Source organism: Fontisphaera persica (assembly GCF_024832785.1).
Lineage (GTDB): Bacteria > Verrucomicrobiota > Verrucomicrobiia > Limisphaerales > Fontisphaeraceae > Fontisphaera > Fontisphaera persica.
On record NZ_CP116615.1, the window covers coordinates 1,868,286 to 1,884,520 of the forward strand.

The 16,235-nt window shown below is 59.7% G+C and carries 10 protein-coding genes; 5 read left to right on the forward strand and 5 right to left on the reverse strand.

Features of this window, described 5'->3' with window-relative positions; all coding sequences use genetic code 11:
• Window positions 1-3: 3 nt before the first annotated feature.
• The 4 genes from NXS98_RS06570 to NXS98_RS06585 are packed head-to-tail and all read right to left on the reverse strand — an operon-like array spanning window position 4 to window position 4,660.
• Window positions 4-1,326 carry a nucleotide sugar dehydrogenase gene (locus NXS98_RS06570; protein WP_283847681.1) on the reverse strand — a complete coding sequence of 441 codons (1,323 nt, stop codon included), beginning with the start codon at window positions 1,324-1,326 and terminating at the stop codon, window positions 4-6.
• A gap of 2 nt (window positions 1,327-1,328) precedes the next feature.
• Window positions 1,329-2,564 (reverse strand): glycosyltransferase family 4 protein, encoded by a 1,236-nt coding sequence (locus NXS98_RS06575; RefSeq protein WP_283847682.1) that lies wholly within the window; start codon window positions 2,562-2,564, stop codon window positions 1,329-1,331.
• Window positions 2,561-3,799 (reverse strand): ABC transporter ATP-binding protein, encoded by a 1,239-nt coding sequence (locus NXS98_RS06580; protein WP_283847683.1) that lies wholly within the window; start codon window positions 3,797-3,799, stop codon window positions 2,561-2,563. Before NXS98_RS06580 ends, NXS98_RS06575 begins: the two co-directional genes overlap by 4 nt.
• 6 nt (window positions 3,800-3,805) lie before the next feature.
• A complete protein-coding gene (locus tag NXS98_RS06585) occupies window positions 3,806-4,660 on the reverse strand; it encodes an ABC transporter permease (RefSeq protein WP_283847684.1) in 855 nt (284 codons plus the stop codon).
• Window positions 4,661-4,845: 185 nt separating this feature from the next.
• Here NXS98_RS06585 and NXS98_RS06590 point away from each other — a divergent pair, with 185 nt between their 5' ends.
• The 5 genes from NXS98_RS06590 to NXS98_RS06610 are packed head-to-tail and all read left to right on the forward strand — an operon-like array spanning window position 4,846 to window position 13,215.
• Window positions 4,846-5,793 carry an ABC transporter ATP-binding protein gene (locus NXS98_RS06590; RefSeq protein WP_283847685.1) on the forward strand — a complete coding sequence of 316 codons (948 nt, stop codon included), beginning with the start codon at window positions 4,846-4,848 and terminating at the stop codon, window positions 5,791-5,793.
• Window positions 5,793-6,545, forward strand: a complete 753-nt coding sequence (locus NXS98_RS06595; protein ID WP_283847686.1) for an ABC transporter permease — start codon at window positions 5,793-5,795, stop codon at window positions 6,543-6,545. The genes NXS98_RS06590 and NXS98_RS06595 overlap by 1 nt, the downstream gene beginning before the upstream one ends.
• 13 nt (window positions 6,546-6,558) lie before the next feature.
• The gene (locus NXS98_RS06600; protein WP_283847687.1) at window positions 6,559-8,079 is read left to right on the forward strand and encodes a GldG family protein; all 1,521 of its coding nucleotides are present in this window, start codon (window positions 6,559-6,561) and stop codon (window positions 8,077-8,079) included.
• Window positions 8,080-8,085: 6 nt separating this feature from the next.
• A complete protein-coding gene (locus NXS98_RS06605) occupies window positions 8,086-9,909 on the forward strand; it encodes a DUF4340 domain-containing protein (RefSeq protein WP_283847688.1) in 1,824 nt (607 codons plus the stop codon).
• Between the two features lie 3 nt (window positions 9,910-9,912).
• Window positions 9,913-13,215, forward strand: coding sequence for an AsmA-like C-terminal region-containing protein (locus NXS98_RS06610; protein WP_283847689.1), 3,303 nt, complete (start codon window positions 9,913-9,915; stop codon window positions 13,213-13,215).
• A 192-nt stretch (window positions 13,216-13,407) separates the two neighbouring features.
• Here the strand turns inward: NXS98_RS06610 and NXS98_RS06615 are convergent, their stop codons facing one another.
• Window positions 13,408-16,188, reverse strand: a complete 2,781-nt coding sequence (locus NXS98_RS06615; protein ID WP_283847691.1) for an MMPL family transporter — start codon at window positions 16,186-16,188, stop codon at window positions 13,408-13,410.
• Window positions 16,189-16,235: the final 47 nt, after the last annotated feature.

Sequence of the window (16,235 nt, forward strand, 5' to 3'; positions counted from 1 at the left end):
GCCTCAACCGGTTAACCGCTCGTAGCGGGCGGGCGTGACCACCGGCCGCCGGCGCGCCGGGGTCAGGTCCAACAAGATTTGCGCCGGGCCAAGTTCTTGGAGCAGCGGCTCGAATTCAGGCAGGGCAGTGCCCAGAATCACCAACTCGGCGTGCCGTAGGACGTGCTGCGGCTGATTCGCCATCAACCGCGCTAGATGCGGAATTCGCTCCTGAATAAAACGCCGGTTGGCGCCAATCAAACGGCTTAGGGAAACGTGCGGGTCATATAATTTCAACCGGCAACCCTTGCCCAGCAGCATTTCCATCAAGGCCACCATCGGCGATTCCCGCAAATCATCCGTGCCCGGTTTGAAGGCGAATCCCAGGATGCCGATGCGTTTTTTGCCGGTGTCCAACACCCATTCCGCCGCGCGCTGGATCAGGCGTTGATTGCTTTCCGCAATGGCTTGCAACACTGGTGTGGGCACCTCCTGCTCCCGCGCTACCCGCGTCAGGGCACGCAAATCCTTGGGCAGGCAGGAACCGCCGAAAGCAAAACCCGGCCGCAAATAGGCCGGCGACAAGTTCAAGCGCGTATCTTGGCAAAAAATCTCCATCACCCTGCCGGCGTCCACACCCAATTGCCGACAAAGGAGGCCTATCTCGTTGGCAAACACCACTTTCAGCGCATGAAAGGTGTTGTCGGCGTACTTGACCATCGCCGCGGTCTTCAAGTCGGTCAAAAACCGCGGCGCCTTGAGGCCGCGATACAGGCTGGCCACCCGCGCCGCATCAGTTTTTCTGGTGCTGCCGATGACCGTCTTGGGGGGGTGAAAGAAATCCTCCAAAGCCGTCCCCTCCCGGAGAAACTCGGGATTAATCGCCACGCCAAAATCGCGCGGCGTTTTCAGGCCGGACGCCTGCTCCAGCACCGGAATGACGTGCTGCTCCACCATGCCGGGCAAAACTGTGCTCCGCACCGCCACTACATAACGCCGTCCTTTCTCGCGCTGGCGCATGCCCTCCCCGATGGATTGCGCCACCCGCACCAGGGGCGCCACGTCCAGCCCCCCATTGGGCAGCGAAGGCGTGCCCACACAAATCATGGCCATTTCGGAGCGCCCCACGGCCTCGGTGTGATGACAGGTGGCTTCAATGCGTCCAGCGGCAACCCCCGCAGCCAGCATCGCCTCCAGCCCCGGCTCCACGATGGGCGAGCGGCCTTTGCGCACCAGGTCCACTTTGTAGGCATCCACATCCACGCCAATCATGTGATGCCCGCGGCTGGCCAGGGCCGCCATCACCACCGCCCCCACATATCCCAATCCATAGACAGCAATAACCATAATCAAGCGATGAGTTGTGCCGCATAGTCCGCCAGAATCCCGGCCGCCTGTGTCCAACTGGCGTGATGTCGCACCCAATGCTGCCCCGCTGCGGCCAGGCGGGTGCGCTTCTCCGGCTCCTGCAACAAAGTCACCACGGCGGTGGCCAAAGCCTCAGGGGTATCGGCCAGCACGATGTTTTCACCATCCCGCAACGGCAAGCCCTCAGCCCCCACCCGCGTGGAGACCACCGGCAAGCCGGCCGCCATGACCTCGTAGATTTTGATTCGCGTGCCGCCGCCCGCCCGCAAGGGCACCACCACCACCTGCGCCTGCGCCAAATGCGGCCGCACGTCCGGCACGGTGCCGGTGACCTGGACGGAGGCGTCACGCTGCGGCAAACCCGCCACCGCAGCCGGCGGATTCCGGCCAATGATGCTGAAGGAAGCGCCAGCATGGCGTTGTTTCACCAACGGCCAGATTTCATTCATCCACCACTGCACTGCGTCCACATTGGGCATCCAGTCCATGGACCCCAAAAAGGCGATTCTTCCAGGCACCGGATGCAACCGTGTCTGGCCAAAGTACTCCACATCCACGCCGGTAGGCACACTGCCCAACACGTTGGTTAAACCGTAATCCTGCCGGAAGCGGGCGGCGTCTGTCTCAGAAACCGCCGCCACCCCATCGCACGCGGCGCACAACCGCCGTTCCCACGCCCGCAACCGCTGCCATTGCAAGCGAAAATACCACTGTTGCAGGGGATTCCGCTGCTGCTGCCACATGCGCTCCCAGATTTGAGCTTCCACGTTGTGTTGAAATAGCAGCACTTTCAAGCGCGGGCGCGGCCGCCCGCGCGCCAGGGGGAACAGATTGACGGCGGGGGTCAGGAAATCACACACCAGGACGTCATGGCGGGCGGCATCGTCTTCCTCCTGAATTTCGAGGCGCATGTTTTCCGAGCGATAGCGGGCCAGCACGTAAGGGAGGGAGGAAAATACATTGCGCCCCAAAGCCGCATAGAAGGCCAAGGACCCTTTGCGCGGAGCGGACCACAGTACCCACAACGCATGCCGGCAGTAAGCAGACGCCTGCTGTTTAATTTCCGGCGGCGTGTCCGGTTCGCAAAGCGCCAAATAAGTCACCTCATGATGGCGATGGAGTTCGCGCAGAAGATGGTAAGTGCGCAGTTTGCCGCCGGTATCCAGCGGATGCAACGGGCCGGTCTTCAGCCACAAGATGCGCAGCGGACGATTCATGAGGTGATTTGCGCCTCCACATCGTGCTCCAAAACCACCAGCCCCCGGTAGGCGGGTTTGTAGGGCACCCGACCATCCACCGGGGGCGCGGCGGCCACATGCAAGGCCGCCACATCCAACACATCCGCGTAATAACCTTGATAACTGTAAAAGACGCCGAGGCGGTAATCCCCTTCCACCAAAGGCAGCCGCCGTATGCAACCCGTCAGGGTTAATTGCTGCCCAGGTTCCATGAGGTAGCCGTGGCCGGTGGGTTGACGCAAGTCCAGCATGGCCACCCGCACTCCCAGCGCCGAAAAAATGAGTATTTGTAAATCGGTGAGCCGCGCCGCCTCGTGGGCCTTCACCGCCAATTGGAAACGAACCCCCTGCCCACTGACCACCGGGTTAGGCTCCAAATGCAAATACCGTAATACCAGCGACGGCCCCAAACCCAGGTTAAGGTCTTCCTCCCCCTCATGGGGTTTACGCATCTCGTCCAAGTATCTTGCCACCTGTTCCTCGACCGGCCCCAGGCCCCTCACCCTTCCCCGATGCAGCCACAACGCCCGCCCGCACAGCGCCTGAACTGCACCCATGTTGTGACTGACAAACAACACCGTGCGCCCGCTGCCATGCGTCACTTCGCGCATTTTTCCCAGGCATTTTTCCTGAAAGGCGACATCCCCCACCGCCAACACCTCGTCCACCAACAATATTTCCGGCTCCAAATGCGCTGCCACCGCAAAAGCCAGTCGCACGTACATACCCGACGAATAACGTTTGACCGGCGTATCCAGGAATTCCGCCACCTCGGCAAAGGCCACAATTTCATCAAATTTTCGGCGTATCTCGGCCTTGCTCATCCCCAAAATGGCGCCATTCAAGTAAATGTTTTCGCGCCCGGTCAATTCGGGATGAAAACCAGTACCCACCTCCAACAGGCTGGCCAGCCGGCCTCGCACGCGGGCCTCGCCTTCCGTAGGCTCGGTAATCTGGCTTAACACCTTCAGCAACGTGGATTTGCCTGCCCCATTACGGCCAATAATCCCCAACACCTCCCCTGCCCCCACGTCAAAGGAAACTTCCCGCAAGGCCCACAACTCCTGCACCGGCGGCCTGGGCGTGCGACGCCAGAGCCGTCCCGCCAGATGCGTCAAGTGGTCGCGCAAGGTATCCTGCGCCAGGGTGGCGCCCAGGCGGTATCGCTTTCCCAAACCGCGCACGCTGATGATGGAGTCTGATGGGTTCACCATGCGCTTTCAAATGACATCCGCAAAGGTCCGTTCCATCTGCCGGAAATACATAACGCCAGTCACCAGCAGCAGCAGGACGATGCCCATGCTTACCATGAATCCCGGCCAGTAAGGCTCGAAAGCCGGTCCCAAAACGCACCACCGAAAGCCGTCAATAACGCCAACCATGGGATTCAAATTGTACCAGAACCGCCAGGTCTCCGGCACGGCCGACGAGACGAAGCCCACCGGGCTGACATACAGCCCCATGCGGACAATAAAGGGCACCACGTATTTGACATCGCGGTAACGCACGTTCAACGCGCTTGCCCACAATCCCACGGCCAGCGCCGCCAGCACCGCCGCGCCAAAGAACAAGGGCAGCAACCACAATTGCCAGTGACAGGGCAGGCCAAAGCCCAGCATCATGGCCCCCAAAATCAGCGCCGCGACCAGGAAATCCACTCCCCCGCTCAGCACGGCGCTGGCGGGAATAATCAGCCGGGGGAAATAGACCTTCGTAATCATGCGCTCACTGGCCACCAGCGAGCCGCTGCATTCGGTCAGTGCATTGGCAAAAAATTGCCACGGCATCAGACCAGCAAACACCAAAACCTCATAGGGCGCCGCCCCGGGACTGGGAAACCGGCCCAGCGTGCGAAAAACAAAGGTTAAAATGACCATCATCAACAACGGCTGCAATGCCGCCCACGCCACCCCCACATACGTCTGCTTGTAACGCACCAAAATATCCCGCCAGGCCAGAAATAAAAAAAGCTCCCGGTACGCCCATAACTCCCGCCAGTCCAAGGCCAGCCAGCCGCGGCGCGGACGCAGAATGCGCTCGCGGCCAACCATCGCTTCGGCAGTTGCGTGATTCATGTATTCTGTTTGCGTTGCGCCCTGCATGATGCCTGCAAGCCGCCACGGCATCAACACCAGAGGTGAAAACGCTTTTTCGGGTGCTTCCCCCTCAGGGCAGGCGGCTTCCCGCCGTATCTTTTTGTTGTCGCCGGAAGGCCAATGTCATTAAACTTTGCCTCGCACGTCAGATGACTGCCGGGCCGATGATCGAAGTTCAAAACCTGACCAAGCGCTATGCCGGACGGCTGGCGGTGGACCGCCTGAATTTTACCGTCCAACGCGGCGAAGTCGTGGGTCTGCTGGGCCCCAATGGGGCCGGCAAATCCACCACCATGCGCATTCTGGCCTGTTTCCTTCCCGCCAGCGAAGGCACCGCCCGCGTGGCGGGGCTGGACGTGTACACCCAGGCGGATGAGGTGCGCCGGCGCATCGGCTACATGCCCGAACATAATCCCCTGCACCACGATATGCGGGTGCGGGATTACCTGAAATTCCGCGCCCGTCTCAAAGGACTCAGCCGCGCCGCCTCACGCGAGCGGGTGGATGTGGTCATGCAGCAATGCGGCCTGACCGAGGTGCACAAACGCATCATCGGCCATCTTTCCAAAGGCTACCAGCAACGGGTGGGATTGGCGGATGCCCTGGTGCACGAGCCGGAGCTGCTGATACTGGACGAACCCACCATCGGCTTGGACCCCAACCAAATTCGTACCGTCCGCCAGATGATTAAAGACCTCGCCGCCCGCCACACAGTTTTGCTTTCGAGCCATATCCTGCCGGAAGTGGAAATGACCTGCGGACGGGTGCTCATCCTGGCCAATGGGCGCATCCTGGCCGCGGATACGCCAGCCAATTTGCAGAAACGGCTTGGAGAAAGCGGCTTGGTGGTGGCGGAAATTGCCGCCCCCGAAACAGAACTTAAGGCGTGTTTCGATAGTCACCCGGAAATCCTGCGATATGATCTGGCGCCAGCCGAAGGGAAATACTGGCGCTGCACCTTTTCCGCGCCGCCCGGGGTGGATTTGCGCCCCGTCCTGTTTGATCTGGTGCGCCAACATCAATGGGCTTTGCGGGAGCTGACCCGTGACCGGCTTTCGCTCGAGGACATCTTTGTCCGCCTGACCCGTCCGGACCGGGAGGAGGAGAATTGATGCGCGCCTACCTGCTGCTGGTCCGCCGGGAGATGGGCACGTTCTTCGTATCATGGACGGGCTATATGGTCATTGCGGCCGTCCTGTTCATCATGGGACTGAGTTTTGCGGGTATTCTCCAGGCATTAAACACCGAGCCCTTGACCTTGACGCTCAACGAATTGTTTTACGAGAGCGTGGCCTTCTGGCTGGTGCTGCTGGTGGCCACGCCGGTGATTACCATGCGCCTGTTTGCCCAGGAAAAGCAAACCGGCACCTTTGAAACCCTGATGACCACCCCGGTGAGTGATTTACAGGTGGTGCTGGCCAAATTCACGGCCGCCCTGCTCTTCTATGCCTGCATGTGGCTGCCTCTGATTGTCATCACCCTGGCCCTCCGCCATTATACGCGGCAGCCGGCGGCGGTGGACCTCGGCGCGCTCTCCGGGGCCATGGGGGGAGTTTTCTTGATTGGCATGCTGTATGTGGCCATCGGTTGCCTGGCCTCGGCGCTCACCCGCAGCCAGGTGATTGCCGCCATGTTGAGTTTCGTGGCCGGGCTGGCCATTTTCCTGGCGGGATACCTGGCTTATGCCGTCCCGCCGCAACTGGGCTGGCCCCATGCCGTGCTCAACCAGATGAATCTCTACCAACACCTGCAAGATTTCAGCCGGGGTGTGGTGGATACCCGGGCGGTGGTCTTTTGTTTGTCCACCACCTTTTTGTTTCTGTTTTTAACGCTGCGCGCGGTGGAAAGCCGCCGATGGAAATGAGCCAGTCCCAGCCATGAGCAAGGCCGCTGTGACCTCTCCCAGTTTCTCGTTCAGCCGGCGCCTCGGCGCAGGGGTGGAGGTGCTCATTGCCTGCCTTTCCGTCCTGGCGCTGGTGGTCATGGTCAATTACCTCGCCGTCCGCCATTACTGGCGCAAAGATTTTAGCGCCAGCCAGCGCTGGACGCTCTCCCCCCGTACCCTGAAGGTGCTGGAATCACTCCCCGCTGGCGTCAAGGTGCTGGTGTACTATCACCAGGACGACCGCCTTTATTCGGAAGTAACCGATTTGCTGCGCGAATACGCCGCCCGCAACCCCCGCCTGCGCCTGGAACTGGTGGACCCCAACCGCCAGCCGGTGGAGGCCAATCTGGCCCGCACCCGCTACAATCTGGCGGCTTTGAACCAGCGCAATCTCATTCTCTTTGATTGCAACGGCAAAATTAAAACCGTCTATCAGCAGGATTTGGGCGATTACGACCTCGAACCCACGGCCGAGCTTTCTGAAACTGGCCAAACCGTTTTCCGGCGGCGCGCCAAAAATTTCAAAGGTGAGCAGCTTTTCACCTCGGCGCTTATCCATGTCATCAGCCCGCGCGTGCTGAAAGCCTATTTTGTTCAAGGCCACGGGGAACATGACCCCGCCAGCACCGATGAAATCATGGGCTATTCCAAATTCGCCCATTTATTAAGGGAAAATGGGCTGGAAACCGCCACTTTGACTTTGTTTGGCACCGCCGAGATTCCCAACGACTGCCATCTGCTAATCATTGCCGGCCCGCGCACGCCTTTGACCCAGGATGAACTGGAAAAAATCGCGCGCTACCTTAATCAGGGAGGACGGTTGATGGTGTTCTTAAACTATCGCTCCTTTGGCCGCTCCCTGAATCTGGAGTCCTTAATGGCCGCCTGGGGAGTCATGGTGGGCGAACGCTTCGCCCTGGACCCCGCCAACGCCACGCCCACCTCACAATTTCAGGATTTGGTCGTGCCCATTACTGAGCCGCATGCGGTGACTCGCCCGCTGCTCATGGGCTCGGCGCATCTGCTCCTGCCCCGGGTCGTTTCCGCCATCAAATCCAGCGGACGCGCCGCTGAGACGCTGAAGGTGGACGAAATCCTTCATACCTCCAATGAAGGCATCCTGGTCAAGGACGTGGAGAATGGGCGGCCGGTCATTAATCCGGCCTCCAATCCCCGGGGACGATTTTCCCTGATGGTGGCCGTGGAGAAAGGCGCCGTGCCGGGAGTGCGCGCCGAGCGCGGTTCCACGCGGCTCATCGTAGGCGGGGACTCCATGTTTCTGAGCAACCAGTTGATTGAATCGCGCAACAATCGGGACCTGGGCGGCCATTGTCTGAATTGGCTGGTGGACCAGACTTACCTGCTGGCCGGCATCGAGCCGCGTCCCCTGCAGGAATACCGGCTGGACTTAACCCGCCGCCAATTGCTGACGCTTAATGCCTTATTGCTGGGCGCGTTGCCGGGCAGTGTGTTGCTGCTGGGCACCCTCGTCTGGTTGCGCCGCCGCAAGTGAGTTCTCATGCACTCTCGCTCCACATGGTTCTGGTTCGGCCTGGCCGCGGCGCTCTTCCTGTTCATTCTGTTTTTTGAACGCCATTGGCAAAAGCCGCTTCCTGAGAGTGGCGCCGCCGGGCCCTTGTTGGCGGGTTTTCAACCGGATGCCGTCACCCGTCTGGAAATCCGGAGCAGCAACTATGTCGCCCGCCTCCAACGCGAAGGCGATTATTGGCGGCTCCTCGCCCCCGTCGCCTACCCCGCCAATCCGGTGGTGGTGCAAAACTTGTTCCAGCATCTTGCCCGCCTGGACCGCCGAATTTTGATTCGTACCGAAAATTACCGCGACTTCGGCCTGGCTCCCGCCCTGGCCACCATCAGGTTGCAGCAGGATACTCAGCAAATCGTGCTTGAGGTGGGGTTGCCCTCTCCCACCGGCGATCAGGTGTACGTGCGCCTGCCCGCGCAGCCGGGGATTTACCTGGCTGACATTGCCCTTCTGAAAGAAGCGCTGCCCCCGGAAGCCGACCGCTGGCGCAGCTTTGCGCTCCTGGCTTCGCCCACAAACTTTGTCTTTGACCGATTCGAAGTCCGCAGCGCCACACGCGGCCTGGGTTTTTCCCTGCAATATCAGCCCACCAACCGGACCTGGCGGCTCAGCAAACCGATGACGGCCCGCGCGCATCAACAGCGCGCCAACCAATTGGTGCTGGCGTGTCTGGAAGCGCGTGTCGCACGTTTTGTCACCGATGATCCAGCCGCGGACCCTGAATTGTTTGGGTGCTCGCCGCCAGAACTTGAACTGGCTCTGGGAACGGGCACCAATGACCAGCTCGTTGTGCAATTTGGCTCCAGTCCCACCAACGACCCCGCCCTGGTCTATGCGCGCTGCCTGGCCCATACCAACGTCGTGCTGGTCAGCCGCGACCTGGTGGACCGCCTTCGCACTCCCTATAAAGAACTGCGGGACCGCCATTTATTCACTTTTGACCCCACCCAGGTTCAAATGGTCGAAGTCTCCGGGGCCAACCCCTTCCTCGTCCGGCGTCTGACCAACGGCTCCTGGCGGCTCACCCAACCGGAGGATTACCCCGTTGACCCTGTCTTATTAAAAGAATTGATGGGAGACTTGTATTCCTGGGAAGTGGCGGATTTTGAAAAGGATGTGGTTACCGATTTTACCGCTTATGGTCTGGCGCCGCCCTGGCGCGAGGTCACTTTGCGGGCCTCTGCCACCAACGGCAGCCCGGCCTCGGCCCCCGTCCTGGCCCAAGCCTCCCTGAGCACCAATGTAGCGGGGAAATTTTATGCTCGCCGCAGTGACGAAAACAGCGTCTTCACCATAGAAGAAGCCACGATTTACCGGCTCCCGCAATTTGGCTGGCAACTGCGCGACCGCCATCTCTGGTCTTATCCGCTGACCAACGTGGTGCGTGTCACCTTGCGGGAAGGCGCACGGGTCAACCAGCTTATCCGCGTGGATACCAACCGCTGGTCTTTCGGCCCCAACTCTCAGGGCATCATGAATGAGTTTGCGGTTGAGGAAACCGTTTTCCGGCTGGGGGACTTGAACGCCATTTACTGGGTGGACCGCGGAGAAGGGGCGCGCGCGCGACACGGCTTCGGCGCTGACAGTCCGCGATTGGAAATTGAAGTGCGGACACCCGGCAGCGACCGATTTCAGACTTATGCGCTGGAATTTGGGCCGCCCCGCAAGCAGGGAGTGCCGCTGGTTTGTGTCACTTTGGAGGGACAACCGTGGATTCTGGAGTTCCCTGCTCCGCTGTATCACCTGCTAATGCGTGAACTGCCCTGGCCGCGCTCGCCCGCCGCAGCCGCCACCCCTTGAATTGTGCCGTCCGCCGGCTCCCAAATCTCCGCCGCCCCGCCCTCCCGCATACGGGATTTGTGGACGCGGGTCCGGCGCGGTTTTCGCTGGTTCCGCATTCTGGCCTTGCTCTCGGTGCTCGCGGTGGCCGGATTTTTGTTTTACTGGCACCAAACCGGCCTGCCGGATTTTGTGAAAAACGCCCTGCTGCAGGCGCTGCGGCATCGCGGCCTCGACCTGCAATTTGCATCCCTGCATTTTCGTTGGGACCGCGGACTGGTGGCGCATGATGTCAGCTTTGGCCGCGACCAGCTCATTGCCGGTCCGCAATTAAGCGCCCGCGAGGTGCAAATCGTGCTGGACGCCGCCGCCGCGCTGCGCGGCCAGTTGCAGGTGAACCTCTTGCGTTTGCGAGACGGCCGAATTGTGTGGCGTTTCGCCAACGGCCCCCATGTCACACCTCCCCTGGAAATTTCCCGGCTCCAGACCGAAATGGCCATTCACGATGCCGTCTGGGAATTAAGACAATTCAACGGCGAATTTTTGGGCGCCGAGTTCCGTATTCACGGCCTGATTTCCAATGCTCTGGCCTTCTCGCGCCAGTGGGCCGAAGCGCAAACCCCTTCTACTTCCGGCCCCTCGGCTGCAGCCCGCGCAAATCTGTTCATGCGGGACCTCGCCCAGGCCCTGACCAACTATCATTTCAGCGGCCCGCGTGCCGCCGAGCTTTCCTTTCATCTGGATGCGCTCGACTGGAATGCCGCCCGTTTGGAATTGCGCGCGCAGGTGGAAAGCGCCCAAACCCCTTGGGGGCATGGAGAACACCTCACCGTGCTGGCTCGGCGGGTCCCCGAAGCCCAAACGCCACCCCAAGCACGGGTGGAGCTGGACATCACGGCTGCCTGGCTCAGCAACCGTTGGGGCAAGGTAGAGAAAGGCCATTTGACCATCCGTGCCCCCACCGCCACCAATGCCTGGTGGACCACCAACCTCCAGGCCACGCTCAGGGCCGGTCATCTGGCCACTTCTGCTCTGCAGGCCAGCCAGGTCCAAGCCACTCTTCAGTTCTCGCCGCTGCAAACCAATCTGGCCTGGCAAAGCTCATCCCTCCATTCTCCCTGGGCCACCAGCGGGCCAGTGAAATTATTGCTAATGTCGCCCCTTGCCTCGTCACAAAATCCCCCGCTTTGGAAAGTGGAAAGCCATATCGAATCACTGGACCTTCTCCATGCCGGCCGCGCCCGGCAGTGCCGCATTACGGGTGAAGTCGAATTGGCCGCTGCCTGGCCGCCCACGCCGCAAGTGGTGCAGGGTCAGAGCCGCATGGAAGAGTGGCATGCTGGTCAGTCAGCCACCGGCATGCTGGCCTTGGCGGAATGGAAGGCTTGGTTGGCAACGAACGCATGGGAATCGCTGGCCAACACCAATTTGCTCTGGGGGCAGCGCGCAGCCCCCCTGGAACTGCAATGGCATGTCACGCTGGCGACCAGCAGGCTGGATCAGTTAACCGTCGCGTGGCTTGACCACCACGGCGCATGGAAATACCCGTTGCTGACCATCACCAATCTTCAAGCGCGCCTGGCTCAAGGCGAACTAACGGTCTCAGGGGACTGGAACGTGGGAAAGCGAATCTTGCAGGCCCATCTGACTTCAACCTGCGATTTACATGAGTTTGCCGGTTATCTGCCGCCCGACTGGCAGAAGGAGCTTCGCGCAATCCAGTGGAATACCCCACCCAGGCTGGCAGCGTCTTTCACCACCACGTTGCCGGACTGGCCAAAGCCGCCCACCAATGCTCTGGCCAATCTCGCGCCTGCAACCACCGGCCATTTTTCTCTGCAATTGGGTCCGGCCCAATGGCGCGATCTTGCTCTGTCCGCACTTGCAGCCAGGCTGGAATGGGACGGACAACATCTCCGTGTGCCTACCTTCGAGGCACGTGCAGGCGATAATCTGCTTAAAGGCACACTGGAATTGGCGCCTGAGGGCGACCTCCAAATGCAAGTGGATTGGAAGGGCTTGCCCAACGCTTTGATTCCTTTGCTACCCCCAACCGCCCCGCGAGCCTTGGCCATGTGGAAATGGGAACATCCGCCAGAACTGCAACTTGAACTCCGTGGCAACTGGCGCAAAGCGGACTCTTGGCAGGCCACGGGGGAGGTTCGTACCGCGCGTTTTGTCTTTCGCGACGTGCCCATTGAGGCCCTGGAAACCCGTTTTTCCTATGCTTCCAATGTACTCTGCTTTTACCAACCGCGCCTGCGACAAAAAGAAGGCCAGGCCACCGCCAAAAAAGTGGAAGTGGATTTCAATGCGCACATGGTCTTTCTGCAGGAAGCCCGTGGCACGGTGAATCCGATGCATGTGGCCCAGGCCATCGGCCCGCATGTGGTGAAAACTTTGGCTCCCTACCGCTTTGCCGGGCCGGTCAAAGCCGAAGTTTCCGGAGATATTCCGATGCATGGCGAGTTGGGCGCACGGGTGGATTTTCAAATCGCTGGCTCGCCTTTTACCTGGTGGCGATTTAATGCCAGCAATGTAACCACCACCATCCTCTGGCGCGACGAATCCGTGACCCTCACGAACCTCTGGGCCGATTTTTATGGGGGACGGCTCCGCGGTGATTTATCTCTGGATTTCTCTTCCCACCAGGACACCGCCATGGACCTGCGCTTCAGCCTGAGCCAGGTTCAGTTTGCCGGACTCATGGCCGATATCAGCGACCGTACCAACCGCGTCGAAGGTTTGCTCACCGGCCATCTCAATGCTCAGGCCCGCGCCAATGACTGGAAAAGCTGGAACGGCTTTGGCAACGTCTCCCTTACCGATGGCTTGATTTGGGAAATTCCCATTTTCGGTTTGTTTTCCCCCGTGCTCAATGCCATTTCCCCCGGCCTGGGCAACTCCCGCGCTCGTGAAGCCCACGGCTCGTTTGTGATTCGCGACAGCGTCATCCGTACGGAAGACCTGGTCATCCAGGCTGCCGGTTACAACCTTAAATACCGTGGGACGGTCAATTTTGATTACGAAGTGGACGCGCGCGTGGAAGCTGAAGTCCTGCGCGAGACCAAAATGCTGGGGCCTGCATTGAGCCTGTTTTTCAAGCCCTTTACCAAGCTCTTCGAGTACCGCGTCACCGGCACCCTGGCGCACCCCAAAACCAAGCCCGTTTATATTCCAAATATCTTGATGAAACTCCTCACGCCCTTTCGCAGTCTGCGTGAGTTGTTCCAATCCGACTCTGAAGTTCCTACAACTCCCTTGCCTGCTCCGCCCTCCACGCCCTCCAGACCACCAGAAAAGCCCACGGAGCAGCCGCAATCTTGAAATAGGTACATGGGCTGGCAGAATTGGCGGCATTGGGGCAAACCCGGTCCCCAAGGTTCTTCAATACCTGAATTAACAGGCTGTATAACAAGAGGTTAAAGTCCGTGGGCTGCAAGCAAGACTTTATCGTTAAAGCTTGCCTCAGTATATGTTTTTTGTTTTCACTTGCCTCATTTTTTGTTCAATCGTATATTATGTACGGGTAGAGGGTTTAACCTCGGTTCCTCCCGGCCCAGTGTCGCTCGGTGCATGGACGATGCTGGGCTTTTTTATCAACCAATGCTCCCGGCCCTTAAGCTGCAAGAACCGTAAAACTGCCGGCAAAACCACCAAGCCCACCACCATGCACGTGACTACTCCCACCGACATCACGTAACCCAGGCTGGCAATGCCTTGATACTTGGCCGGAATCAAACTGGCAAATCCCGCCACGGTAGTGAGGCCGGAGACCAACACGGCTTTGCCCGTACTGCGGCTGAAGACACTGGCGTCTCGTTCTTCCATAAAACGATTAAGCACGTGGATGCCATTGGTGACGCCCACGCCAATGACCAATGGCAGGGTCATGATGTTGGCCGGATTGAACATGATGTCGTTCCATCCCATCCATCCCATCAACCACAAAGCTCCCACTCCCACCGGCAACAACCCCAGCACCAATGCAATGAACGAGCGAAAATGGAGGAAGACCAGCATGGCAATGGCCACCAGCGCATAACGCGCCGCCTGCAAATAGCTGTCCAGCAAAAGGGTCACATACTCGTACAACTGCACCGGTGTGCCGGTCACATTGGGGTCCACCGTGCGCAACTGCTGGACAAACTCCTCCTGGGGTTCACGCTCCCAAACATCCTTGCGTGGGTACACCATCACCAGCAACTTGCCGGTCCTGCCCACAAAGCGATGGCGCAATGCCGGGGGCAAATCCTCGACTCGCAGGCCCTCGGTATTGTCCTGTTGCCGGATGTTTTCAAACGTGTCCAGGACATCCTGAAAGAAAGCCATTTGATAAGCCGCCAATTTCACCGCAGTCACGGCACGGTCTCCCCGCAGCATTTCCCGCCGGAAATCCTGCACGGTTTGGCGCAGGGATTCCAGGCGCGCCCGCAACGGTGGGTCGTTGTTGCCAATTTCTTCCAGCGCCAGTCCCAGGTAGCCCGAGAATGACCACAGGACCTGGCTCAATTCGTCCACGTTGACAGGTTGGGCGTCCGGTGGAGTAAAGCGCACGGATTCCAACAGGCGTTTGATGTCTCCGACCAGCGCCAGTTTGTGGGCGGACTGGTTGCTCAAAAATGGCGCCACACTGTCCACCGAGGCCACCGCCGGAAGCTGTTTGGCTTTGGCTTCCAATTCCAGGGCGTGCTCCAGATTGGTGGCTACCAGCGCGCAGTACAATACGGATTTGCCCGCTGAGCGGATGAGTTTCATCTCATATTCCACCGCGGACAGTCCAGCGCTTTGCATGTGGAGCAAATTGTAATCGAAATGAATGCGATTGAGCTGGGTGGCAGCCAGGCCACAGAGGGCTCCAGCCACGGCGAGGGTAAGACCTGGCCGCGCCAGCCAGCATCGCTCGATGCGCTGCCGCGGGTCGGGTTTGCCGGCCATGGCATGATCCAGCACATTCTGCCTTCCGCGCAACAGCAAGACCGGCAGTAAGGTCATCATGGGCACCAGGCAAATCAGCAGGCCGCCGCCGCAAATAATGCCCATCTCCTGGATGCCCTTAAAATCCGTCAGGCCAATGGCCAGAAAAGCCCCGGCCGTGGTGAAACAGCCGGTGAAAATGCCGGTGCCGGTGTGAACCATGGCCGTCTCCAGCGCGTGCAACTCACTGTGGCCATGGCGCACCTCCTCCTCATAGCGGCTGATGAGGTGCACCCCAAAATCAATGCCCAGACCGATAAGAATCGGCACAAAGGTAATGGTAAGCAGATTGAGATGGCCCACCACCAGCGTGGTATATCCCAAGGTGTAAACCACCCCCACCAACAAACACGCCGTGGCTTTCAAGGGGCGCCCCGTCTCGCGGTAGGCATAGATGAAAATAATGGCACAGACCAATAGGGAGATGATGGTAGCCTTGGTGGTGTCCCGCTGGGCTTGCTCCATTTCATCCAGCTCCAGCACCAGCTCACCGGTTAAACCCACGTTCACCCCGGGTACTTCGCGCTCCACCTCACCCATCAACTGGCGCAACCGCTCCAGCGCGGCCGGCCCCACCTCCTCGGCGCGCGGTCGCGCCGTCACCAGGTAGATGCGGCCTTGATTAAAGGTGATATAAAGCCTTTGCTCGGCTTCTTCGCTGCTGCCAAACAGGGCATTCAAACCGGGGGATACCGGCATGCCCGAGCGGCGCAGGCTCTCAATCCCTTGCTGCAAGAGCCGCTCCAGCACAGGCAGGGCGTTCAGCAGCGCCGCATTTTCAGCATTCGTCTCCCGTTTGGCCGTGCGCATCTGGGTGTTGACCAGCTCGAACAAACGGATGAAATTCGTGGCGCGGGTGAAGTGTTGAATCACCGCCCGGCTCTCCTCCAAGGTGCGTTTTAATTCGGTCAGTTCTTCATCCGGGATGAACAACAGGGCCTTGCGGCCCAGCATTTTCAAGTCCCCCTTGTAAAAGACGTCCACAAACAGATTGGTCTCGGCCTCCAGCCGCGCCCCCAACCGCTCCACAAACTGGCGGTTCTTCTCCAGATTCTCGCTCTCCACCACCACCACCATGTCATCCTGAACAGGAAACTCGGCTTTGAGCCGCAGGAAATTCTGATGATAAACCTTGTCGGCCCCCACCAGAGCGTCGCGGCTGGTGTGGATTTCCAGTCGCAGGACCGTGAACAACAGGCACGCCAGAAACAGAACGGCCTGCGGATAAAAAAACAAGCGCGGATGCCGGTACACGGCCTGCGCCAATGCCCGCAAGACGCGCTCAACGAGCCGCTCCGGCTTTGGCTGGGATGCTGCGCCCATGTTGCGTGCCTGCCCGCCCATCCTCCCGACCTGAAATGGAGGGAGAA